The 22974-nt window shown below is 69.4% G+C and carries 21 protein-coding genes; 13 read left to right on the top strand and 8 right to left on the bottom strand.

Features of this window, described 5'->3' with window-relative positions; genetic code table 11:
* The first annotated feature begins 294 nt into the window (after positions 1–294).
* Together ACIO3R_RS28495 and ACIO3R_RS28490 are read left to right on the top strand one after the other, a co-directional pair.
* Entirely contained in the window at positions 295–2343 is a 2049-nt protein-coding gene (locus ACIO3R_RS28495; RefSeq protein WP_385354574.1) for an APC family permease, read from the top strand.
* Positions 2344–2494: 151 nt separating this feature from the next.
* The gene (locus ACIO3R_RS28490) at positions 2495–3910 is read left to right on the top strand and encodes a class I SAM-dependent RNA methyltransferase (protein ID WP_402109810.1); all 1416 of its coding nucleotides are present in this window, start codon (positions 2495–2497) and stop codon (positions 3908–3910) included.
* A 242-nt stretch (positions 3911–4152) separates the two neighbouring features.
* Here ACIO3R_RS28490 and ACIO3R_RS28485 read toward each other — a convergent pair whose 3' ends face one another.
* The gene (locus tag ACIO3R_RS28485) at positions 4153–4314 is read right to left on the bottom strand and encodes a hypothetical protein (RefSeq protein WP_402109808.1); all 162 of its coding nucleotides are present in this window, start codon (positions 4312–4314) and stop codon (positions 4153–4155) included.
* A gap of 829 nt (positions 4315–5143) precedes the next feature.
* Between ACIO3R_RS28485 and ACIO3R_RS28480 the strand changes: the two genes are divergently transcribed.
* Positions 5144–6277, top strand: coding sequence for an FAD-dependent monooxygenase (locus ACIO3R_RS28480; protein ID WP_385028424.1), 1134 nt, complete (start codon positions 5144–5146; stop codon positions 6275–6277).
* A gap of 40 nt (positions 6278–6317) precedes the next feature.
* A complete protein-coding gene (locus ACIO3R_RS28475) occupies positions 6318–6794 on the top strand; it encodes a MarR family winged helix-turn-helix transcriptional regulator (RefSeq protein WP_385028421.1) in 477 nt (158 codons plus the stop codon).
* Positions 6795–7699: 905 nt separating this feature from the next.
* Here the strand turns inward: ACIO3R_RS28475 and ACIO3R_RS28470 are convergent.
* Genes ACIO3R_RS28470 through ACIO3R_RS28445 form a run of 6 tightly spaced genes read right to left on the bottom strand, consistent with a single transcriptional unit; the run spans position 7700 to position 12710 of the window.
* Positions 7700–8908: a DUF3500 domain-containing protein gene (locus tag ACIO3R_RS28470; RefSeq protein ID WP_385028418.1), complete on the bottom strand. Its 1209-nt coding sequence runs from the start codon at positions 8906–8908 to the stop codon at positions 7700–7702.
* A gap of 10 nt (positions 8909–8918) precedes the next feature.
* A complete protein-coding gene (locus ACIO3R_RS28465; RefSeq protein WP_402109803.1) occupies positions 8919–9305 on the bottom strand; it encodes a RidA family protein in 387 nt (128 codons plus the stop codon).
* Between the two features lie 6 nt (positions 9306–9311).
* Positions 9312–10163 carry a fumarylacetoacetate hydrolase family protein gene (locus ACIO3R_RS28460; protein WP_402109800.1) on the bottom strand — a complete coding sequence of 284 codons (852 nt, stop codon included), beginning with the start codon at positions 10161–10163 and terminating at the stop codon, positions 9312–9314.
* The gene (locus tag ACIO3R_RS28455; RefSeq protein ID WP_385028409.1) at positions 10160–10630 is read right to left on the bottom strand and encodes a nuclear transport factor 2 family protein; all 471 of its coding nucleotides are present in this window, start codon (positions 10628–10630) and stop codon (positions 10160–10162) included. Before ACIO3R_RS28455 ends, ACIO3R_RS28460 begins: the two co-directional genes overlap by 4 nt.
* A complete protein-coding gene (locus ACIO3R_RS28450) occupies positions 10627–11925 on the bottom strand; it encodes an FAD-dependent monooxygenase (RefSeq protein ID WP_402109798.1) in 1299 nt (432 codons plus the stop codon). Before ACIO3R_RS28450 ends, ACIO3R_RS28455 begins: the two co-directional genes overlap by 4 nt.
* A 38-nt stretch (positions 11926–11963) precedes the next feature.
* On the bottom strand, positions 11964–12710 hold the full coding sequence (locus tag ACIO3R_RS28445; protein ID WP_402109796.1) for a dienelactone hydrolase family protein: 747 nt from the start codon (positions 12708–12710) through the stop codon (positions 11964–11966).
* Between the two features lie 204 nt (positions 12711–12914).
* Between ACIO3R_RS28445 and ACIO3R_RS28440 the strand changes: the two genes are divergently transcribed.
* The 5 genes from ACIO3R_RS28440 to ACIO3R_RS28420 all read left to right on the top strand — a co-directional run bounded on the left by ACIO3R_RS28440 (position 12915) and on the right by ACIO3R_RS28420 (position 19202).
* The gene (locus ACIO3R_RS28440; protein ID WP_402109794.1) at positions 12915–13958 is read left to right on the top strand and encodes an ABC transporter permease; all 1044 of its coding nucleotides are present in this window, start codon (positions 12915–12917) and stop codon (positions 13956–13958) included.
* A 74-nt stretch (positions 13959–14032) separates the two neighbouring features.
* Positions 14033–15196 (top strand): sugar ABC transporter substrate-binding protein, encoded by a 1164-nt coding sequence (locus ACIO3R_RS28435; protein WP_385028397.1) that lies wholly within the window; start codon positions 14033–14035, stop codon positions 15194–15196.
* Positions 15193–16809, top strand: a complete 1617-nt coding sequence (locus ACIO3R_RS28430; protein ID WP_402109790.1) for a sugar ABC transporter ATP-binding protein — start codon at positions 15193–15195, stop codon at positions 16807–16809. The genes ACIO3R_RS28435 and ACIO3R_RS28430 overlap by 4 nt, the downstream gene beginning before the upstream one ends.
* Positions 16806–17852: an amidohydrolase family protein gene (locus tag ACIO3R_RS28425; protein WP_385028391.1), complete on the top strand. Its 1047-nt coding sequence runs from the start codon at positions 16806–16808 to the stop codon at positions 17850–17852. Before ACIO3R_RS28430 ends, ACIO3R_RS28425 begins: the two co-directional genes overlap by 4 nt.
* Positions 17853–17876: 24 nt before the next feature.
* A complete protein-coding gene (locus ACIO3R_RS28420; protein WP_402109787.1) occupies positions 17877–19202 on the top strand; it encodes a DUF3500 domain-containing protein in 1326 nt (441 codons plus the stop codon).
* Positions 19203–19214: 12 nt separating this feature from the next.
* Here ACIO3R_RS28420 and ACIO3R_RS28415 read toward each other — a convergent pair whose 3' ends face one another.
* Entirely contained in the window at positions 19215–19874 is a 660-nt protein-coding gene (locus tag ACIO3R_RS28415) for a GntR family transcriptional regulator (protein ID WP_385353700.1), read from the bottom strand.
* A gap of 50 nt (positions 19875–19924) precedes the next feature.
* Between ACIO3R_RS28415 and ACIO3R_RS28410 the strand changes: the two genes are divergently transcribed.
* Genes ACIO3R_RS28410 through ACIO3R_RS28395 form a run of 4 tightly spaced genes read left to right on the top strand, consistent with a single transcriptional unit; the run spans position 19925 to position 22966 of the window.
* Positions 19925–20680, top strand: a complete 756-nt coding sequence (locus tag ACIO3R_RS28410; protein ID WP_385353698.1) for a ribonuclease activity regulator RraA — start codon at positions 19925–19927, stop codon at positions 20678–20680.
* On the top strand, positions 20677–21387 hold the full coding sequence (locus ACIO3R_RS28405; protein ID WP_385028380.1) for a GntR family transcriptional regulator: 711 nt from the start codon (positions 20677–20679) through the stop codon (positions 21385–21387). Before ACIO3R_RS28410 ends, ACIO3R_RS28405 begins: the two co-directional genes overlap by 4 nt.
* 2 nt (positions 21388–21389) lie before the next feature.
* A complete protein-coding gene (gene hpaH, locus ACIO3R_RS28400; RefSeq protein ID WP_385353694.1) occupies positions 21390–22175 on the top strand; it encodes a 2-oxo-hept-4-ene-1,7-dioate hydratase in 786 nt (261 codons plus the stop codon).
* Positions 22160–22966 carry an HpcH/HpaI aldolase/citrate lyase family protein gene (locus ACIO3R_RS28395; RefSeq protein ID WP_402109782.1) on the top strand — a complete coding sequence of 269 codons (807 nt, stop codon included), beginning with the start codon at positions 22160–22162 and terminating at the stop codon, positions 22964–22966. Before hpaH ends, ACIO3R_RS28395 begins: the two co-directional genes overlap by 16 nt.
* The last annotated feature ends 8 nt before the right edge of the window (positions 22967–22974 follow it).

Here is a 22974-nt window from a genome sequence, read left to right as displayed (position 1 = left end):
TCTTTCCTCGGCTGGCCGGGCAAACAATGGGGCAACGGTTCGCCCCGTTGCCCAGGATGAGCTTATGCGGCGCCGGGCGCGTTGCCTCATTCGAGTGTCCTTATCGCCGGGGCCACGATGGCAAAGGGGCGGCAATCCGAAGGGTGCCGGTGCGTGTTCCGGTCCCTTTCGGGGGCCCGCGGTGCAAGGATTCCGTTAAGGATTTCGTGTCCTTTCCCTCCGAGTGCAGGAGATTCAACTGATACGGGGGTGGTGCGTCGGCGGGCTCCATACGGAACCCTTACGATCCTCAGCGTGTCCAAACTGACCGACGTGCCCAAACGGATCCTGATCGGACGGGCCCTGCGCAGCGACAAGCTGGGGGAGACACTCCTCCCCAAACGCATCGCCCTGCCCGTCTTCGCGTCCGATCCGCTGTCCTCGGTGGCCTACGCCCCCGGAGAAGTCCTCCTGGTGCTGTCCATCGCAGGCGTGTCGGCGTACCACTTCAGCCCGTGGATCGCGGTCGCCGTCGTGGTCCTGATGTTCACCGTCGTCGCCTCCTACCGGCAGAACGTGCACGCGTACCCGAGCGGCGGCGGCGACTACGAGGTCGCGACCACCAACCTCGGCCCGAAGGCCGGCCTGACCGTCGCCAGCGCCCTGCTGGTCGACTACGTCCTCACCGTCGCCGTGTCCATCGCCTCCGGCGTGGAGAACCTCGGCTCCGCGATCCCGTTCGTCGTCGAGCACAAGACCGCCTGCGCCGTCGCGGCCATCGTGCTGCTCACGGTGATGAACCTGCGCGGCGTGAAGGAGTCCGGGAAGCTCTTCGCCATCCCCACGTACCTCTTCGTGGCCGGCGTCTTCATCATGATCATCTGGGGTGCCTTCCGGGGACTGGTCCTCGGCGACACCATGCACGCCCCGACCTCGCACTACACAATCAAGGCCGAGCACCAGGGCCTGGCCGGATTCGCCCTGGTCTTCCTGCTGCTGCGGGCGTTCTCCTCCGGCTGCGCGGCCCTCACCGGCGTCGAGGCGATCAGCAACGGCGTCCCCGCCTTCCGCAAGCCGAAGAGCAAGAACGCCGCCACCACCCTCGCGGCGATGGGCCTGCTGGCCGTCACGATGTTCTGCGGCATCATCGGGCTGGCCATGGCCACCGACGTCAAGATGGCCGAGAACCCCGCGACGGACCTGATCAACAACGGCACCCCGGTCGGTTCGGCCTTCGTCCAGGACCCGGTGATCTCCCAGGTCGCGGCCGCCGTCTTCGGCGACGGGACGTTCTTCTTCGTGATCCTCGCCGCGGCCACCGCACTCGTGCTCTTCCTGGCCGCGAACACCGCGTACAACGGCTTCCCGCTGCTCGGCTCGATCCTGGCCCAGGACAGCTACCTGCCGCGCCAGCTGCACACCCGCGGTGACCGGCTCGCCTTCTCCAACGGCATCGTGCTGCTGGCCGGCGCCGCGATCCTGCTGGTCGTCATCTACGGGGCGGACTCGACCCGGCTGATCCAGCTCTACATCGTCGGCGTGTTCGTGTCGTTCACCCTCAGCCAGACCGGCATGGTCCGGCACTGGAACCGCCACCTGCGGGCCGAGAAGGACCCGCTCAAGCGCCGCCACATGATCCGCTCCCGTGCGATCAACACCTTCGGCGCCTTCTTCACCGGCCTGGTGCTCGTCGTCGTCCTCGCCACCAAGTTCACCCACGGTGCCTGGGTCGCGCTGCTCGGCATGGTGATCTTCTACGGCACGATGACCGCGATCCGTAAGCACTACGACCGGGTCGCCGCGGAGATCGCCGCCGACGAGACCCCGTCCGACGAGAGCATCCGCCCCTCCCGGGTCCACTCGATCGTCCTGGTCTCCAAGCTCCATCGCCCCACCCTGCGCGCCCTCGCCTACGCGAAGCTGATCCGTTCCGACCACCTGGAGGCGCTCTCCATCAGCGTCGACCCGGCCGAGACGAAGGCCCTCAGGGAGGACTGGGAGCGGCGCGGCATCAACGTACCGCTGAAGATCCTCGACTCGCCGTACCGCGAAGTGACCCGCCCCGTGATCGAGTACGTCAAGGGCCTGCGCCGGGAGAGCCCGCGCGACGTCGTGAGCGTCTACATCCCGGAGTACGTCGTCGGCCACTGGTACGAGCACCTGCTGCACAACCAGAGCGCCCTGCGCCTCAAGGGCCGGCTGCTCTTCACGCCCGGCGTGATGGTCACCTCCGTCCCGTACCAGCTGGAGTCCTCCGAAGCGGCCAAGAAGCGCGCCAGGAAGCGCGCCGACTGGAGCGCGCCGGGGTCGGTGCGCCGGGGCCCGGTGGAGCGCAGGTCCAAGGAGCCCACGCACAAGAACTGACGTGGGACAGGTGTGCGGGCGTCGGCCCATCCTGGTAAGCGGTCCTGGTAAGCGGCCGGACGACACCCACGTAGACTCGTAGGTTGTTGTCCGGCCGCTTTCTTGTCGCGTTCGTTCCCCCGTTTCCCTTGATCTCTGGAGCCACCCCCTCATGCAGAACGAATCCACTTCGCCGCAGACCGGGGAAACGCAGGCCGGAGACCCGCAGGCGGAAGAATCGCAGGCCGTGGACGGAACGGAATCAGTGGAATCAGCGGAATCACTGGTGGGCCAGGAGTACGAGGTCGAGGTCGGCCCGGTCGCACACGGCGGCCACTGCATCGCGAGGACCTCGGAGGGCCAGGTCCTGTTCGTGCGCCACACGCTCCCCGGCGAGACGGTCGTCGCCCGGGTCACCGACGGCGCGGCCGACTCCCGCTTCCTGCGCGCCGACGCGGTACGGATCATCGAGGCGTCCAAGGACCGCGTGAAGGCGCCCTGCCCGTTCGCGGGCCCCGGCAAGTGCGGCGGCTGCGACTGGCAGCACGCCAAGCCCGGCGCCCAGCGACGGCTCAAGGGCGAAGTGATCGCCGAACAGCTCCAGCACCTCGCGGGCCTCACCCCTGAGGAGGCCGGCTGGGACGGCACGGTCATGCCGGCCGAGGGCGACAAGCTCCCGCCGGGCGAGGTGCCCGCGTGGCGCACCCGGGTTCAGTACGCCATCGACGAGGACGGCCGGGTCGGCCTGCGCAAGCACCGCTCGCACGACATCGAGATCATCGACCAGTGCCTGATCGCCGCCCCCGGCGTCACCGAGCTCGGCATCGAGAAGCAGGACTGGCCCCAGATGGCCACGGTGGAGGCCATCGCGGCCACCGGCTCCAACGACCGCCAGGTCATCCTCACCCCCCGCTCCGGCGGCCGTCTCCCGCTGGTCGAGCTCGACAAGCCCGTCTCGGTCCTGCGTGTGGACGAGCACGACGGCGGAGTGCACCGCGTCCACGGCCGCGGCTTCGTCCGCGAACGCGCCGACGACCGCACCTACCGCGTGGGCTCCGGCGGCTTCTGGCAGGTCCACCCGCAGGCCGCCTACACCCTGGTCAAGGCCGTCATGCAGGGCCTGATGCCACGCAAGGGCGAAATGGCCCTCGACCTCTACTGCGGCGTCGGCCTGTTCGCCGGCTCCCTCGCAGAACGCCTCGGCGACAAGGGCGCGGTCCTCGGCATCGAGTCCGGCAAGCGCGCGGTGGAGGACGCCCGCCACAACCTCAAGGACCTGGAGCGGGTCCGCATCGAACACGGCAAGGTCGACCAGATCCTGCCCCGCACCGGCATCACCGAGGCCGACCTGATCGTCCTCGACCCGCCCCGCGCCGGAGCCGGCAAGCAGACGGTCAAGCGCCTCGCCGCCCTCGGCGCCCGCCGCATCGCGTACGTGGCCTGCGACCCGGCGGCACTGGCGCGGGACCTGGCGTACTTCGCGGAGGGCGGGTACAAGGTGCGGACGCTGCGGGCGTTCGACCTGTTCCCGATGACGCACCATGTGGAGTGCGTGGCGATTCTGGAGCCGGTGAAGAAGGACGACTGACCTGCGATTTTGTGGATCGGGTGGGTCGCTCGACCTGTTTTCCTCCGTACATGACGGGGAGTGCGCGGCATTCAGCTAAGCGGCTCAAGCCGGTCCGGGTGCACCGGTCGTCCGTAAGGGCGAGGAGCAGGTTCTCGGCACTGTCCGGACCGATCTCCTGGAGGCGCCTCGCGATCTGCTCCGGCGGCTGGGCGACGAAGGGATACGTGAGGGACGCCTCGCGCTCCGGGTTCTGAGCCGGGTCATCGAGACCCCCGGCCGCGGGGGTCCGGGACCGGTGCCATCGGAGCGAGGGCGTCGAGGACCCGGTTCTCGTCGCGACGCGGGCCCGTGGCGTCGTGCGGGTATCCGTCCTCGTTCAGGTGGCGTACCGCGGCTTCCCGGAACTTCTGGGCGACGGGCATGTCGTGCCGGCCTCTTTCTGCGGGGCCAGGGCTGGTAGGTCATCGACGTCATTACGGTGAACGGCGGGATACGGCTGCCGTCGTACCGGATTCGCCGGTCGATACCGGTGGCGTCGGGCCCCGTGGCCTTCAGGCCGCCCTGCTTGTCCCCGGACAGCGGGTCGTCCGGGCCCACCGGTTGCCTGCTCACGTTGTGGCCACTGGTCTCACCGCTGGGCGCTGTCGAGTCATGCGCGGAGACCGAGTGCCTGCTGCGTGAGGAACCGCGTATCACTCGGCACACGCTGCACTACGACGTCCTCACCGCGATCGCCGAAGGTGCTCGACGCCCGCGAAGGTCGGTGCGGCCGTGGAGCGTCAACGCAACGCCGTATCTCATCCGTTGGAGGCGGGGCCAAGGCCACCGCTGCTCGCCGCGGAACCGGCGATCTGCAACGCCTGTAGTACATCCGAAGTCCGCTCCCCAGCCAGGGCCACCACACGACGGGCGCCACGCCGGCCCTGTCCTCCCTCCCTGGCTTCTCTCCCGATCTCGTTGACGCAGCGGCTCGCCGGGATGATCTTCTGCTGGTCGACCTGCCGGGTCTCTGCGGGATCGGGTAGGTCAGGCAACTCATGGATGCGGGATCGCGGCATCTGCCACGGACGAGGTCGGGCCGGACGGGTAGCCCCGCTTCGCCCGGCCCGCGCGAGGAGCCCGGGGAGGGATTCGAAACCTGCCGCGTCAAAACCATTGACGAAAATATATATGTCTTCGTATCTTTCCTGTGGCGCGCGCCACAGCAGCACCTGATCGCAGGGCAACACCGCAGAGCCGAAGGGAATTGCTATGAGCCGAGGTTCGATCCTGATTGTCGGTGGAGGTATTGGTGGTCTCGCGACAGCCATCGCCGTCCAGCAGAAGGGCTACGACACGACGGTCGTCGAGCTCCACTCCGACGTCCACTCGTCTGTCCACGGCGTCGGTATCATCCAGCCGATGAACGCTCTGCGGGCGCTCGACATGATCGGCTGCGCCCAGGACTGCATCGCGGCCGGCTACCCGGCCAAGCGCTGGGGCGGTCTCCACTCGACCGACGGCACCTTCATCAAGGAGATGCCGGGCACGCCCGTCCCCGGTGTCGACCTGCCTCCGATGAACGGTCTCACCCGTCCGAAGCTGCACGAGATCCTGACCTCTCATGCCGTCGAGGCGGGCGTGACCATCTGTTACGCGACGACCTTCGCGGAACTCAAGGACGACGGTGCCGGTGTCGACGTCAGCTTCACCGACGGATCCACCGGTCGCTTCGACATCGTCGTCGGTGCCGACGGCGTCTACTCCAAGACCCGCGGCTACGTCGTCGAGGGCGAAGTCGCGCCTTACTACATCGGCCAGTCGGCCTACCGCGTCAACATCCCGCTCCTGCCCGAAATCGACAGCATCATCCTGCAGGCCGGCCCCGAGGGCATGGCCGGTCTCGTGCCGATCGGCAAGGACCTGGCCTACCTTTTCTACAACGCCCACATGGAGAAGCAGTCGCCTGACTCGGGCATGGACAGTGCCGAGAAGCTGCGCGCGTACCTCGCGCCGTTCGGTGGCTTCATGGGCCGCATCCGCGACGAGTTCATCACCGACGACTGCGACATCGTGCTGCGGCCGGAGGAGTCCCTGATCGTGGACGCCCCGTGGCACAAGGGCCGCATCGTCCTGTTGGGCGACGCCGTCCACGCGATCACGCCGCACCTCGGACAGGGAGCTGCCCAGGCGATCGAGGACGGCGTCGTGCTCGCCGACTGCCTCGCCGAGCACGACGACCTCGAGGCGGCCTTCGCGGAGTACACCGACCGCCGCTTCGAGCGCTGCAAGCTCGTCGTCGACACCTCGCTCGACATCGCGGAGTGGGAGATGGGGCGCAAGCCGGACTTCGACAATATCGCCGCCACCGATCACGTCCTCGAGGTCATGGCCCAGCCGCTCTGAGCTGTGCTGCCGGGTGCGGCGGTTCGTTACGATGAGCGGGATGAGCCCTACCTCTCACCAGCGTGAGCTGGCCGACGTCCTGCGCGAGCTCGGGTGGACCGTCCACCGACGGTCGCCCGAGCGCGCGGGCGTCGGTCCGATCCCGACTACCGAACTGGTACTGCTCAAGCAGGTCATCGACGCGCCGGGATCCACCGTCGGCGAGCTGGCGCAGGCGCTGGGACTGCGCCAGCCCAACGTGAGCGCGGCGATCCGGGTTCTGGCCGGTCGCGGCTTCGTGGTCAAGGAGACCAGTCCCAAGGACCGTCGGATCACGCTGGTCAGGCCAACCGAACTCGGGCGTTCGGAGCACGAGGCGATCGCGGACAGCTGGGCCGAGCCGATCCGGGAGGCCCTGGAGGGAATCAGCGCGGATCACCAGGCGGCGATCGAGCAGGCCACGGAGGCGCTGGCGGCCCTCCATGAACGCCTCCAGGCCCTCGAGCCGGGCGGGGCGCAGACCGGGGCCCCGGTCTGAGGCGTGGTGCAGAGGGCTGTGTCCGGGCAGGCAGGGCAGGGCCGCGTTGTGCGGCGGCCCTGATCACGCGACGAGGGCGACGCTGTGCATGTGAGCGAGGGCCTGGACCGCGTGATGGAGGCCGGTGCCGCGCCGCCGGCAGCAGCCGCCGAGGGTCTGTAACGCTTCATGCGGGCAAGGCGTGCTCGACGCCGGCCCGCATCCGTCGGTGCGCCTTCACGCCGGACGGCCGGACCGGAGTCCCGCCATGCCCGTGCTTCCGCAGTGTCGCCGGGAACGGGCCGGCCCGCGGCAACCACGAGTTCCGTGTCCGTGTCGAAGATGACCTGCACGTTCGCCGAGCACCGGTAGGTGTGTGACGAGGCGCCGGTCTTCCGGTCGCGGACCGGGATGAGGTTTCTGCCCACGGGCCACAGCCGTTCGGCCGCGTCGGCCGGACGGGTGGCGGGCTTGATGGCCAGGAGCGGCCGCAGCCGCTGCATGACCCGGCACACCGTTGCCGCCGGGCATCCGGGTAACGGCGCGAGCGGCCGCGCACTCTGGCGCGTCTCGCGCCGCGTCCGCGTGCTGCCGTGGAGAGCCGGCCTCGACAGCCCGGTGTACTGCGTCGGAGGAGCCGCGGGGCGGCGAGGGCCCCGGGGAGCGTGGCCACGCTCGGCGAGGTGACGAATCCGGGGCGCGGTGCGGGAGCGGGGACGTCCGGGCCGTTCGTCGCATCCGTCGGGCACGCTTCTCCCGCGCCGGCCGGGTGGGTACGGCGGCGGCGGCGCCGGCCCGGTGGGTACGGCGGCGGCGCCGGTCGGGGGCGCACGGCGGGGTGAAGCGGCGCTTCAGCGCGTTCGGCTGCCTGATCGCCGGGCGGCCCCTGACCGGCGGCCCGGCGATCGACGTGCTTCACGGCTCGGTCAGTGCTTCACGTAGACCTCCGGGACGTACCACCCTCCGGTTTCGAGTGGGGCGTCCTCGGTCGGCCGGTTCGACACCAGGCGGCGCCGCAGGTGCCGGCCGTCCGGGCCGTGCCGCGCGTAGTGGTCGAGCAGCAGGTCGTGACCGAGGTCGTTGTTGAGGTCACGCCAGATCGCGTGGACATGCTGGCCCGCGGCGACCGCGTTGTCGGCTTCGACGAGCAGGTCACGCGTGGAGATCCGGTAGTAGTGGGCGGTGTTCGCCTCGCGTCCGCCTGCCCAGGCGAATCGGATGTCGCACGGATCGGCCGCGAGAACCTGCTCGCGGTACTGCCGGGACAGCTCGTCGGGACCGGTCTCCACGTAGTAGAGGAGAAGGTCGCGTACGGCATCGAGCTGACCGCCGGTCAGGTCGGGGCCGCTGATGCCCGACGGGTCGGCCTTCACGAAGCGCAGGCGCTCGCGGTCCTCGTCGGTCGTCTCGTAGCCGACGATCCCGAGGTCGACCCAGTCGGGCCATTCCTCGGCGCCGACGCGGGGCACCTGACGGGTGACGAAGTCGGCAGGCGCGACATCGTGGATGACGGCCTGTTCCTGTGCGTCGGGGGACAGCGAATGCAGGATCGTCAGAGCCCGGCGCTCGTTCTCACCGAGCGCGTCCAGCACGCCTGCGCCGACGGGCTGCGCGCCCATCGCGAGCGGCGTGACGGTGAGGTAGCGCTGCCCGACGACCGTGTAGTTGAGGGAGAGATGGTGACCGATGACCCGCCAGCCCCACGTGTCCTCGAAGCCGGGCCGCCCCCAGAAGCTGAACCAGTAGCCCTCGGGGTCGCGGAAGTTGCCGGCGAGGACGCCGAAGCCGCGCTCGATCACCTCGAGTTCGCGCAGCATGTTCTCCGTGGCCATCACGGAAAGCGCCTGACTGTAGCCGCGCATGCTGAGGCCGGCCTTGAGCAGCGAGTGCGCGATGACCTTCTGGTGCCGGTCGAGCGAGTGCATCGGGATGCCGGCTCGGTCGGGCTTGGGGATGAAGTCCCAGTCGAGACGGCCCGGAGCGTCCATGTCGGGCACGATCGCCGCGGCCTTGAGGTCGGGGCGGAGCGAGTCGAGCAGCGCCCAGGTGGCGAAGAGCATCCGCTTGATGGTGACGGGTGCTTCGTAGGTCAGGGGGCCGGGCGAGGAGCCGTCGGGGTCGGGTAGGTGCTTCATGGTTCCTTCCTCAGTCGCTGAGCACTGCGAACAGGTCGCAGTGGACGACGGCGCCGCGGTCGAGCTGAGCCGCGATCGCCTGCCGGGCGGGGCGGTTGGCCGGGTCGGGGAACATCGCCAGCCATTCCCGGTTGAGTGCTTCGCGGTCGTTGGGGTCGGCGAGGTGGAACGTCATCTTGAGGATGTCGTCCGTCGTGCCGCCGAGCTGGGCCATCAGGGTGCGGACGTGGGCGAAGACGTGTGCGAACTGCCGGTCTGTATCGGAGGCCATCTCGCCGGTCACCGGGTCGCGGCCGGTGATCGCGCCGGTCGCGACGAACGGGCCGATCCGGCTGGCGGCCGGGATCGGGTTGGCGTGGCTGAACCCGGGGAGGCCGATGCTGGTGCGGGTGTTCATGGCCGCTCAGCTCTCGGCGATGACGCGGTTCTCGATGTGGCCGAGGCCCTGGATCTCCGCACGGACGACATCGCCGACCTTGAGGAACTTGCCCTGCGTCGCGCCGATGCCCGCGGGCGTGCCGGTGGCGAGGATGTCACCGGGCATGAGGGTGAAGACCTGCGAGAGATAGGCGATCTGCTCGTAGATGTCGTGGACCATGTCGTTCGTCGGCCAGTCCTGGCGGACCTCGCCGTTGACGCTGAGGGTCATCCGCAGGTCGTGCGGGTCGGCGATCTCGTCGTCGGTGGTCAGCCACGGGCCGATCGGGCCGTGGGTGTCGAACGACTTGCCGAGCGTGAACGTCGGTGACTTCTTCTGCAGCCAGTCGCGGACCGACACGTCGTTGGTGACGAGGTATCCGGCGATGACGGAGCGTGCGTCCTCGACGGACACGTGCTTGCAGCGCCGGCCGATCACCACGCCGAGCTCGATCTCGTAGTCGAGGGCTTCGGAGAGGTTGGGCTTCACGATGCCGTCGTAGGGGCCGACGACGCAGGAGACCTGCTTGTTGAACCACATCTGGTTCTCCGGTACGGGGATGCCCGCGGCGCGCGCCTCCTCGGCGTGCTCCTTGTAGTTCATGCCGATGCCGAGGTACTTCTGCGGGTTGTCGATCGGGGCCTCGAGGACCACGTCGGCCAGCGCGTGCGAAAGGCTGCCGGCCGCGAGGATCTCGTGCTTCAGCGAGGGCAGCAGGGGCAGGATCGACCGCAGCGACGTGTCCCCGACGACGTCGGAGATGTCGATGACCCGGTCACCGTCGACACGGCCCAGCCGCGTCGGCCCCTCTGCGGTGTGGAAGCGTGCGATCTTCACTGCTGCTCCTCCTGAGCGATCTTGTCGAGGCCGGCCTTCTCCTCGGCGGTGGGGGCCCAGACGTGCTCGCCGTCCGGGGTCATCTGGAAGCTCACGAAGCGCCAGGCGCCGTCCTCGCAGTGCCGCAGCACCTGGATCACCTGGCCGGCGACCGTGCGCTCGGAGCCGTCCGGACTGCCGAGGCGGTTGATCAGACGGCCCGTCATGATCGCGACACCGCCGATCACCCGGATGGTCAGATCGCCTCGGGAGGCCCCTTTGTAGGGCGCTCGGGTGGCGATGTGCTCCAGGAGCTGGGCCTTCGTGTGGGTCAGGCCGGGCGCGTGGGTGTGGATCAGCGAGTCGTCGTACAGGTCGCGCAGCGTGTCGAGGTCGACCTCCAGCAGCGCCCGCTGACGGCGCTCCTCCACATGGAGGATCGCTGCGCGCGTGGCCCTGTCGGCGAGGACCACCGGGGTGACGGTCATGCCTTGGCTCCGTACTCGTCGCGGTCGTTGGTGCGGTAGCCCGTCGCCTCGCCGGCCTCGAAGCCGGGACGAGGCGAACCGACCAGCGCGTGGTACTTGCTGAAGATCTCGTCGGCCTCCGCGAGCGGGAGAACCTCCTCGACGTCCTCGAAGCGAGTGCCTCCGGTGCGCTCGGCGACCATGCGGCGGATGACCTCGTAGCCCTCGCCACGCATGTTCATCACGATCCGGTTCACGCCCTCGCGGCGGGCCGCGTCGTACGCGACGAAGGCCGCGCGCGGGTCGTCCGGGGTCTCGGCGAGCTTTTCCACGATGACGCGGGCGTCGAGCATCGCCTGGGTGATGCCGTTGCCGCCGCGGGGGTACATCGCGTGGGCGGCGTCGCCGAGCAGGACGACCCGGCCGTCGACCCAGTTGTCGAGCGGGTCGTGGCGGATCAGGGGGAAGAGGTAGACCTCGCGGGCCTCGCGAATCATCCGCCGGACGTCGAGGAAGGGCAGCTCGACGGTGTCGAAGAGCGGGATGACCTCGCTGATGTCGCCGACCTGGTTCCAGTCCTCGACGGTCTCCTCACCGTTGGTCTCGGCGACCCAGTTGACCAGGGTTCTGCCGGTGCCCTCGAAGTCGTCGGCGATGGGGTACACGATCATCGAGGCGGTGTTGGGGTCGCCGATGTGCAGGATCGTGTGGCCGTTGCGGAAGGGCTCCATGACCGTGGTGCCGCGCCACATGGTGATGCCGGAGAAGTGCGGCTCGGAGAGCTCGGGGAACATCTGCTTGCGGATGGCGGACTTGATGCCGTCGGCGGCGATGACCGCCGCATGGCGCACCTGCTCCGTTCGGCCGTCGGCGTGCAGGAGGTGGAGCGTCACGCCGGTCTCGTCCTGCGAGTAGCCGGTGACATCGGTGCCGAGGCGGATCGTGTCCGCGCCCAGCCGCTCGAGCACGACCTTGTGGAGCAGCATCTGGAGGGTGCCGCGGTGCACGAAGCGCTGCTCGTGCCGGTAGCCCATGTGTACGCCGCACTTCTCGGCGTAGATCTCCTGGCCGAAGTGGTTGTAGAAGATCGAGTCCTGGGCGTCGACGGAGATCGCACGGAACTCCTCCAGCAGGCCGAGGTCGTCGAGCTCGGCCGTGCCGACGGTCTTGATGTCGACGCCGACGCCGAGCGGCTTGAGCTCGGGCACGACTTCGTAGACGACCGGACGGAAGCCCTTCTGGTGCATGCGGAGCGCGGTGAGCAGGCCGGCCGGCCCGGCGCCGATGATCGCGATGTCGAGGTCGGTGGTGGTCATGTCGTTGTCCTCGTCGTTTGAGGGGGATGGGTGGGCGGTCAGGAGGCCGGAGCGGAGAGCTCGGCGAGGAAGCCGGTGGTGGCCGCCCAGGCACGCGCGGCGCTGCGCGCGTTGTAGGCGAACACCTCGGGCTCGGGGGAGGCGGCGGCCTTCGGGCTGGTGAAGGCGTGGGTGGTGCCGCTGTAGAGGTGGAACTGGTGGTCCAGCCCGGCCGAGCTCAGGTGTTCCTCGAGCCGGTGCCGCAGGGGAGGCGGCGCCATCGGGTCATCGGCGCCGATCATGAGCAGCACGGAGCCCGATCCCGGAGTGCTCCAGTCCTGGTCGAGCAGGTCGAGCCCGGGATGCACCGCGGCGACGCCGGCGACGACTGCCCCGGTGCGGAGGTACTCGAGGGCCGAGGAGCCGCCGAAGCAGTAACCGAGGAGGGCCAGCGGACGGCCGGTGAACTCCGGCTGCGCGTCGAGCGCCGCGTGGGCGGCGGCGACGCGGCCCAGCCATCGGTCGCGGTCCTGGGCCATGGCACCGATCAGCGGCCCGATCTCGGTGACCGAGGCAGGCGTGGCGCGCTCGCCCCATACGTCGGCCAGAAACACCGGATGCCCGGCCGCGGCGAGCCGCGTCGCGTTGCCGATCATCTCCTCGCTGATCCCGAAGGCGTCGTGGATGAGCAGGACCGCGGCGGCGCGGGAGTCGCCGGCCGCTCGGCCCCGAGGCGCCATGGCCAGACCCAGCATGCGGGTCCCCTCGTGCTGGTACTCGACGTCACGGCCGACTGTCTGGGACACGGTTCCCTGCCTCTCCGAGTACGGGATATGGCCTGCGCCACACGGTGATCCGAAACCGTAGGTGAGATCGTGTACGATTTCAACCACGATTTTGGGTGGCACCAGGCCTTGTGTTGCAGGCGATTCTGTATATGGTTTCGTACACGATTCTGAAAGTGTTCGGCACCACAGCCCGCACGTACCAGTCAGGGAGCGCCCGATCCCATGTCAGAGATGCCCACGGCCGCCGGGCCGACCACCACCGTGACGTCGCCGCCCGCACCGGCCTCCGCCTCGGCCGCCCCTGGGAAGCACAGCAGCGGCGGGGCCTGGTTCGCCTCCCGATTCGCCGTCATCGGCGTCTGGATCGCGCTCGCGGTCCTCTTCTCGGTCCTCCGTCCCGACACATTCATGACGTCGGGCAGCCTCAAGGTGATCTTCGGCAGTCAGAACCAGGCGGCGCTCGTCTTTCTGACCGCCGCCCTGCTCTGCACGATCGTCGTCGGTGAGTTCGTCGACATGTCGGTCGCCTCCAACTTCGGGCTCGCCGCCATCATGCTGACGACCCTCCACGTCAACCACGGGTGGAGTGTGGGTGCGGCGGTCCTCGCCTCGCTCGTCCTGTCCACCGCGGTGGGCGCCGTGAACGGCTGGCTGGTGGTCAAGGTCGGCGTCAATACCATCGTGGTGACGCTCGGCATGGGCACCTTCCTCCTCGGAATCGCGCTATGGGTCTCCGACCTGATGCCGGTCAGCGGCCTCCCCGGCGAATTCAAGGACATCGCGCTCCAGCCGGTCGCCGGCCTTCCGATCAGCTTCTTCTACGGGCTCGCGCTCATGCTCGGGTTCGCCTACGTTCTGCACTTCACGCCGCTGGGCCGCAACATGCGCTTCGTCGGTGAGAGCCGTGAGGTCAGCCGCCTCGCCGGTGTGCGCGTGACCCGGGTCCGCCTCGGGGCCTTCACGACCGCGGGCCTCATCGCCGGCGTGGGAGGGGTGCTCTCCGCCGCGGCCACCGGCGGCTTCGACCCCAACGTGTCGCAGAGCTACCTGCTGCCGATCTTCGCGGCGACCTTCCTCGGCACGGCGATCCTGCAGCCGGGGCGGTTCAATCCGATGGGCACCCTCATCGCTGTCTTCTTCCTGGCGACCGGCGTGCTCGGGCTCCAGCTCCTGGGCGCGACCTCGTGGGTCACGAGCGTCTTCTACGGCGGCGTCCTCGTCGTCGCCGTCACCATCTCGACCGTGCTGCGCAGCCGTTTGCGCTGATCACCCGCCGGTCGCTCTCCTCGATCAGCGGTACCGCGTCACCGCGTCATTCTCAGCAAACAATGGAGTTCGCCATGAGACCCGCACGTCCCACCCCTCGGCGACGCGCCCGTACCTGGGCCACAGCCGCAGGCATCGTCCTCCTCGCCGGTCCCCTCGCCGCCTGTGGCGGTGACACGCAGGACACCGCGTCCGCCGACGCCGACGGCTCGGTCTCCGCAGTCGGCGACAACCTGGTCACGGCGATGAAGCCGCTGGACGCCTACCCCGTCCCGACGGAGAAACTCGACAACGTCGACTCCGTCGCCGGAAAGACGGTCTTCTACGTCCCGATCACCAAGCAGGCACCGCAGTTCACCACCACCGAGAAGACCCTCGCCGCCGCCGCCGAGACCGTGGGCCTCCGCCTCCAGGTCTGCGACGGCAAGGGAACGCCGACCGACATCGGCGGCTGCATAAGCCAGGCGACGGACGCCAAGGCGGCGGCCATCATCACGGACGCCATCCCGTACGCGCTGGCGGCCAACGGCCTCGACGCCGCGCAGAAGGCCGGCATCCCGGTCGTCATCAGCAACCAGGTGCCCGACCCGTCCCACCCGGCCTCCAAGACGCTCACCTGGGTGCAGGTCCCCGGGAGCGAGCAGCAGATCCGCCTCTTCGACTGGGTGGCCTCGGACTCCAAGGGCAAGGCCAACACCCTGGTCAACCAGAGCTCCGACGGCCTGTCGCCCGCCAGCTACGTCGCCGACGGCACGGCCGCGCTGAAGAAGAGCTGCCCCGACTGCAAGCTGACGGTCAACAAGGTCACGTCCTCCAACTTCGCGCTCATCCCCTCCTCGACCAGCGCCATGCTGCTCAAGGACCCGACCATCACCTACGTCGACGCGCAGTTCGAGCAGTACCTGCAGCCGACCCAGGGCGGTGTCCAGCAGACGTCGCGTACGGACATCAAGGTCGTCACCGGCTCCGCCTCCCTCGGCGGCATGAAGGCACTCAAGTCCGGTTCGCTGGCGGCCGTCACCGCCCAGGCCGCGGCCTTCCAGGGCTGGGTCGACACGGACGCGGCGCTGCGCCTGATCCTCGGCAAGCCGGTGCCGGAGTACGACATCCCGACCCGTCTGTTCACCAAGGACAACATCGGCGACGTCAAGCTGACCGAGGAGGCCGAGCTCTCCGGCGAGTGGTTCGGCCCGGCCACCTTCACCGACGACTTCAAGAAGCTGTGGGGCATCGCGTGAGCGGGCTCCATGACCAGGCCCCGGTGGGACGGGCCGGTCTCCCGCCGGCCCACCGGCTCGCTGTCGAGGGGGTCACGATGACCTTCGGCAGCGCCATGGTCCTGCGCGACGTCGCCATGGATGTGCGTCCTGGAGAGATCCACGCCCTCATCGGACAGAACGGGTCGGGCAAGTCCACCCTCGCCAAGATCCTCACCGGCCTCTACCGACCCGACGCAGGCAGCCGTGTCACGGTCGACGGCGTCGGCCTGCAGCTTCCGATCCGGCCCGACGAGTCCCGTGCCGCGGGGGTCGCGGTCGTGCACCAGAACCTCGGCCTGGTGCCGGACGCCACCGTGCTGGAGAACACCCGGCTCGGCCGGTTCAAGGGCTCGCGCTTCCTTCGCCGGATCGACTGGAAGGCCGAGGCCGCAGCGACGCAGGCCGTCTTCGAGCGACTCGGCGCGGGCAGCGTCCCGCTCGACACCAGGGTCGCGGATCTGCATGAGGACGAGAAGGCGGTCGTCGCGATCGCCCGTGCCGTGCAAGACCTTGAGGACGGCCGTGGGGTCATCATCTTCGACGAGTCGACGCGTGCCCTCGGCCGTGAGTCGCTCGAGCGGTTCTACGCCCTGCTCGACCGCATCGTCGCGACCGGCACCTCGGCCCTGCTCATCACGCACCGCCTGGAGGAGGTCGTGGAGGCCGCCGACCGGGTCACCGTGCTCCGCGACGGCGAGATCGTCGTGGCCGGCAAGGAGGTCGAGGGCATGACGAAGTCCGACCTCGCTCACCTCATGCTCGGGCGCGAGGTCGAGGGCCTTGAGCACCGCACGGCGGCCGACGCCGCGACCGACGCCGCCCCCGTCGTGGTCGACCGCCTCACGGGACGTGCCGTGCGCGAGCTGTCCCTGCGTATCCGGCCCGGTGAGGTCGTCGGCCTCACGGGCCTCGGCGGGTCGGGCTACGACGACGTCCCTTACCTGATCAGCGGCGTCAGCAAGGCGAAAGGCGGCACCGTGACCCTGCCCGCCGGGCAGGTCGCGCTCAAGGGCCTGTCGCCGGCCTCGGCGATCAGGAGCGGCATCGCACTCGTCCCGGAGGGCCGTGAGTCGGCCGGTCTCGTCGGCGGGATGACCGTGACGGAGAACATCTCGTTCCCGCAGACCTGCACCGCGAGTGCCTCCGGCAAGGTGCGGCCGCTGCGGAGCGGAGCCGAGAAGCAGCTGGCGGCCGACTGGATCGAGCGTCTCGACGTGCGACCCCCGTGGCCGCACGCGGTGCTCGAGAACATGAGCGGGGGCAACCAGCAGAAGGTGCTCCTGGCCAAGTGGCTCGCGACCGACCCGGCACTGCTGGTGCTCCACGAGCCCACCCAGGCCGTCGACGTGGGCGCGCGCAAGACCATCGTCGAGGCGGTCCGTGGGGCTGCTCGCGAGGGCCGCGCCGTTCTCGTCGCCAGCTCCGACGAGAACGAACTCGCGCTGCTGTGCGATCGCGTACTCGTCTTCAGCGACGGTGTCGTCGGGTGTGAGCTCACGGGTGAGCTCACACCGCATGACATCGTCCGGACCATCTACACCGACAGCTCGCGCACCAAGCTGCGCGAGCACAGCCCGCAAGGAGCGTCATGACCGTCGTCGACATCAACATCCACCACCTGCCCGAGGACCTCTTCACCAACGAGAAGATCCTCAACGGCTTCCTCAACAGTGCTCCGCGCGGCTTCGGCGAGATCGCCGGCGTCATCACCATGGAGGACGGCAAGAAGCAACTGGTCCTGGAGAAGCCGAAGGGCTACCCCAACCTCAACTACGTCGAGGGCGACTACTCGACCGAGGCGAAGCTGAACGCGATGGACGACGCCGGCGTCGACTACGGCATCATGCGAGTCCCGGTCTGGCAGGAGTGGCTCGGCCTGGAGACCTGCAAGGCGGTCAACGACAACGCCGCCAAGATCGTCGCCGAGTCGAACGGGCGTCTCTTCTCCACCGTCTGCGTCCCGCCGTGGGGCGGCAAGGAGAACATCTACGAGCTCGAGCGCTGCCTGGACAACGGCGCCGTGGGCGTCCAGCTCGCCTGCCACTACGGCCGGCTCTACCTCGACGACGAGGCCTTCAAGCCCTATCTCAAGGTGCTCAACGACAAGAAGGTCCCGGTCATCGTCCACCACACGCCGCTCCCGGTGGAGTGGAAGTCGGTCATCGACTACCAGAACTTCCGCCGTGAGTACGGCCGCATCATGGACCAGGGCATCGCGGTCGGGCGCGAGCTCTTCAGCGGCATGTTCGACGAGTTCCCCGACCTCAAGTTCATCCACACGATGCTCGGCGGCAACTGGTTCGCGGCCACGGCTCTGCTCACCCCGCACGCACCCAAGGCCGGCGAGGCGATGCAGCGCCTGTCGACGACCGGTGGCGACAAGATCAAGCAGTACCTCGAGAACAACCTCTTCTTCGACCTCACCCACCCGCACTCCTGGGGCAAGATCCAGGTCGAGGCGGCACTGAAGATCAACGGCGCCGACCACTACATGTTCGGCTCCTCGTTCCCCGTCTTCCGCTCCTGGATGAGCCAGGGCGTCGACTTCGTCAAGAACGAGCTCGACATCAGCGACGCCGATCGCGAGGCCGTGTTCCACGGCAACGCGAAGAAGATGTTCAACCTCCCGATCTGACCGTCACCGAGCAGAGCGAGACCGATGAACGCCACACCTGACGAGGACATCGACGGCTTCTTCACGACCTCCCGCACGACGGGCCGTGAGGAGGCGATCGAGCTCACTGACGAGAGTTATCGCACCTTCCTGCTCGGCCTCGACGACCCCAAGCTCACCGAGGTCCGCGGGATGACCTACGAGGAGTTCGCCCAGGACCGCTACCAGGCACCCTTCCTGCGCGACCTCCTCGTCCACTGGGACGGCCTCTACCGTGAGCCGTTCGTCGGGATCACCTCCGACGGCGCGGTGCGCGAGGGGCTCTACGCCCTGCCGGGCACCGCGCGGTCGGACACCGGGAGCGAGACCTCGGAGGCGGCCGTTCGCTTCCTCGGGATGCTCACTCCCGGTGAGCTGGACGCGGTGCGCCACGACATCGACGCTCCGCAGTGGCGGGCATGGAGCAACCCCGAGTTCATGGTCTACCGCGTGGGACTGAGGATGGAGGTGCTCGCCGACGACACGACCTCGGCGATCCACGACATCCTCCGCGCGTCGCTGAGCCCCGACGGCTATGCGCAGGTCTCGGCTGCGATGGAGCTCAACGGCCACCTCGGCGAGCTGACCGGCCTGCCCACGGTCATGAACCGGCACAGCTACTGGTTCTCAGTCTTCGGCGACCCGTCGACGGGCGCGCGGGGTGAGCCGTGGGGCTGGCAGCTCTTCGGCCACCACGTGGCCCTCAACTTCGTCTCCGTGGGGGGCCGGCACGTCATCGCACCAGTCTTCCTCGGAGGCGAGCCCGCGCTCATGGACGACGAGGCCGGCGTCCAGGAGCCGCTCTTCGGGACGCGAGAGCGGCTCGCCCTGGAACTGGCCGGTTCCCTCACAGCCGCTCAGCGCGCCCGAGCCGTCGTCTTCGAGTCCGTACTCGACCCGGCGATGCCGGAGGGGCGACTGCACCCCGCCGACGAGCGGCACGTCGCGGGCGCGTTCCGTGACAACCGTGTGATCCCGTACGAGGGGGTTGTGGCGGACGAGCTCGACGACGCGCAGCGCGGCCTGCTCCGCCGCGTCGTCGCCGACTTCCTGCACCTGCTGGTCGAAGAACAGCGCGAGCTCGCGCTGGCGGAGTACGACGCGCACGTCGACGAGACCTGGTTCTCCTGGTACGGCGCGACGGACGGCTCCCAGCCGTTCTACTTCCGGGTGCACAGCCCGGTGCTGATCGCCGAGTTCGACGACCACGCCGGGGTCTGGCTGAGCAACAGGCTGCCCGCCCGGTTCCACGTGCACACGACGCTCCGGCACCCCAACGGCAACGACTACGCCAAGGTGCTCATCGCCCGGTGGCGCGAGCGGGGCGAGTGATCCGTGCCCCCTTCAGAGCCGCTGGTCGGGCAGGGCGGCCTCGTACTTCGTGACCGCCTCGATGGTGTTGACTTCGTGCTGCTTCGCGGCCGCCTCGATGGCCTCGGCCGACGCGCCCGACTCGATGAGCTGGAGGATGCCCTCGTGCTCGGCGATGGCGGCCTGGGCGCGGCCGGGGGCGTACCAGAAGGCCGACCTGCGGACGATTTCGAGCCGGGCCCATTCGTTGTCGACCATGTCGACGAGGCGGCGGTCGGGGCAGCGGCACGCGAGCAGCCGGTGGAACTCCCGGTTGAGCCGGCCGAAGCGGGCCGGGTCGAAGTCGGCGAGCGCCTCCTTCATCTGCCGGTCCAGTGTGTGGGCTGCTGTCAGGTCGGCCTTGCTCAGGTGGGGCGCCGACAGCGCCGTCGCGTAACCGCCGAGGCGCGCCACGATCTGCAGGCCCCGCTGCCACGCGTCGGTGTCGAACGTCGCCACCAGCGCACCGACGTTGGGCACGATCTCCACCCAGCCCCCGGCCTCGAGCCGACGCAGCGACTCGCGCCACGGCACCGAGCTGATGCCGTGCTCGCGCACCAGCTGGTCGATGACCAGGCGGTGCCCAGGTCCATAAGTGCCGTTCATGATCCGTTCCTTGAGGATCATGAACGCCTGTTCGGTCTTGGTCGCCATGAAGCGAATCCAACCACAATTCCGTACACGATATTGAAGCGAGCTCTCTCTTGAACAGCACACCCGCCTCCCACCTGCCCCCGGCGCTGCGGGCCAAGCTCGAGTCGGCGCCCGTCGCCGGACTCTCGGCCCAGCTGCGCCGCCGGGGCCTCGAGTGCGTGTTCATCGACGGCGTCCGTCCCCTGGTGGCGGGGCAGAAGTTCGTCGGCACCGCCCGGACGCTGCGTTTCGTCCCCTTCCGCGAAGACCTCTTCATCAGCCATGGCGCCGGTTACAACGCACAGAAGCGTGCCTTCGACTCCGTGGAGGAGGGCGAGGTCCTCGTCATCGAGGCGCGCGGCGAGCAGGGATCGGCCACGCTCGGTGACATCCTCGCGATCCGCGCCCATGCCCGCGGCGCCGCGGCCGTCGTGACCGACGGCGGGGTGCGCGACGCGGAAACCGTCGCCACCGTGGGCATCCCCGTCTTCACGGCGGGGCCGCACCCCGCCGTGCTCGGCCGCAAGCACGTCCCCTGGGACGCCGACCTCACCATCGCGTGCGGCGGTGCCACCGTGCAGCCCGGCGACATCCTCGTCGGCGACGCCGACGGGGTCGTCGTGATCCCGCCGGGGGTCGCGGCGGAGATCGCCGACGCCACCATCGCCCAGGAGGAGGAGGACGGCTGGATCGCCCGGAAGGTCGCCGAGGGACACCCCGTCGAGGGGCTCTTCCCGATGAACGCCGAATGGCGGGCGAGGTACGAGGCCGCACGCGCCGCCCGGCCGGAAACGGCGCCGTCGGACACGGCGCGGGCCGCCTCGTGACCCGGACCCGGCCGGCGCCGGCCGCGAGCAAGTCGCGGGTTGCCCACGAGTGGATCCGTGAGCGGATCACGTCCGGGTCGTTCGGTCCCGGCTACCGCCTCGTCCTGACGGCGCTCGCCGCCCAGCTCGGCATGAGCGTGGTGCCGGTCCGCGAGGCCATCAGCCACCTCACGGCCGAGGGGCTGGTGACCTTCGAGCCCAACGTCGGCGCGAGTGTCTCCATGGTCGACCCGGACCGCTACATCCACACGATGGAGGTCATCACCGTGCTCGAGAGCGCGGCGACGGCACTCTCGACGCCGCACCTCACCCGGCGGGACCTGGCGCACGCCCGCGAACTCAACGCGGCGATGCGCGGCGGGCTCAGTGATTTCGACTTCCGGCACTTCAGCGCCCTCAACCAGGAGTTCCACCGCACCCTCTACTCCGGGTGCCCCAACCCCCGGCTCCTGGAGATGGCCGACGCGGAGTGGTCCCGGCTGGGCCACATGCGCGACTCCATCTTCGGGTTCGTCCCCCACCGGCCCCGAGAGTCCGTGTGCGAGCACGACGACCTGCTCGACCTCATCGAGGGGGGCGGGACGTCCGACCGGATCGAGCAGGCCGTGCGCCGGCACCGCACCGGCTCCCTCGACGCCTTCCGCACCCACAAGACCCACGGCGCCCACGGCCCCCACCGCAGTGACCGCGTCAACCAAGGAGCCTGACCGTGCTTCCCGACCAGACCCTCACCGAGCTCGCCGCCGAGCTCGAGCGGGCACACGGCGACCGTGCCGTGCTGCCGCGCATCACCGCCCGGTACCCAGAGGCGACGGTGGAGGACTCGTACGCCATCCAGGGGTTCTGGCGCGACCGGCGGATCGCGGCCGGACGCCGCGTCGTCGGCCGCAAGATCGGGCTGACGTCCAGGGCCATGCAGGCGGCGACGGGCATCACCGAGCCGGACTACGGCGTGATGTTCGACGACACCGTCTGGGAGAACGGCGCTGTCGTGCCGTTCGACGAGTTCTCCAACGTCCGCATCGAGGTCGAACTCGCCTTCCTGCTCAAAGCGCCGCTGAAGGGTCCCCACTGCACTGTCTTCGACGTGCTCCGTGCGACGGAGTACGTCGTCCCGGCGCTGGAGATCCTCAACTCGCACCTGGAACTCGAGGGACGCACGATCGTCGACACCATCGCCGACAACGCCGGCTACGGCGGCCTGGTGCTCGGTGGGAACCCCGTCGCCCCCGACGCGGTCGACCTGCGCTGGATCTCCGCGCTGCTCTACCGCAACGAGACGATCGAGGAGACCGGCGTCGCCGCCGGTGTGCTCAACCACCCCGCCACGGGCGTCGCGTGGCTCGCCAACAAGCTCCACCAGCACGGCACCGGCCTCGACGCCGGCGAACTGATCCTCGCCGGATCCTTCACCCGGCCGATGTGGGTGTCGCGCGGCGACACGGTGCTCTGCGACTACGGAACGATGGGAACGATCTCGTGCAGCTTCCGGTGAACCTCCCGGCGACCTTTCGCGAGGCGCTCGCCGCCTCCGACCGCCCCCTGATCGGCATGTGGGTGTGCAGCGGCAGCCCGCTCGTCGCCGAGATCTGCGCGGGCGGCGGCCTCGACTGGCTGCTGATCGACATGGAGCACGGGCCCAACCAGCTCGAGTCGGTGCTCGCGCAGCTCCAGGCGGTCGCCGCCCACCCGGTCAGCCCGCTCGTCCGGGCGCCGGGCCTGCTGCCGGTCATGGTCAAGCAGATCCTCGACCTCGGTGCCCAGAACGTCCTGATCCCGATGATCGACACCCCGGAGCAGGCCGAGGCGGCCGTGCGGGCGGTGCGCTACCCACCGCGCGGCAACCGCGGGGTCGGATCGGCCCTCGCGCGCTCGGCCCGGTGGAACCGCGTCGACGACTACCTGGCCAACGGGGACGACCACGTCTCGCTCTTCGTCCAGATCGAGTCGGTCACCGGGGTCGGGAACGCCGCCGAGATCGCCGCGGTCGACGGCGTCGACGGTGTCTTCGTCGGTCCGTCCGACCTCGCCGCGTCGATGGGCCTGATCGGCCGTCAGACCCACCCCGACGTGGTGGTCGCGGTCGAGCGGGCCTTCGAGGCCGTCCGCGGCGTCGGCAAGCCCGTCGGCGTCAACGCCTTCGACCCGGCTGTCGCGTCCGCCTATCTCGACCGGGGCGCGTCGTTCGTCCTCGTCGGCGCCGATGTCTCCATGCTCGCCCGAGGCTCCGAAGCCCTGGCCGAGCGGTTCATCGGCGCGCCCGGCCAGGGCCGCGCCGGCAAGTGAAGGAGCAC

It is taken from the genome of Streptomyces sp. NPDC087428, from assembly GCF_044744085.1.
Taxonomy (GTDB): Bacteria; Actinomycetota; Actinomycetes; order Streptomycetales; family Streptomycetaceae; genus Streptomyces.
This window is presented reverse-complemented; position numbering and strand designations above follow the sequence as displayed.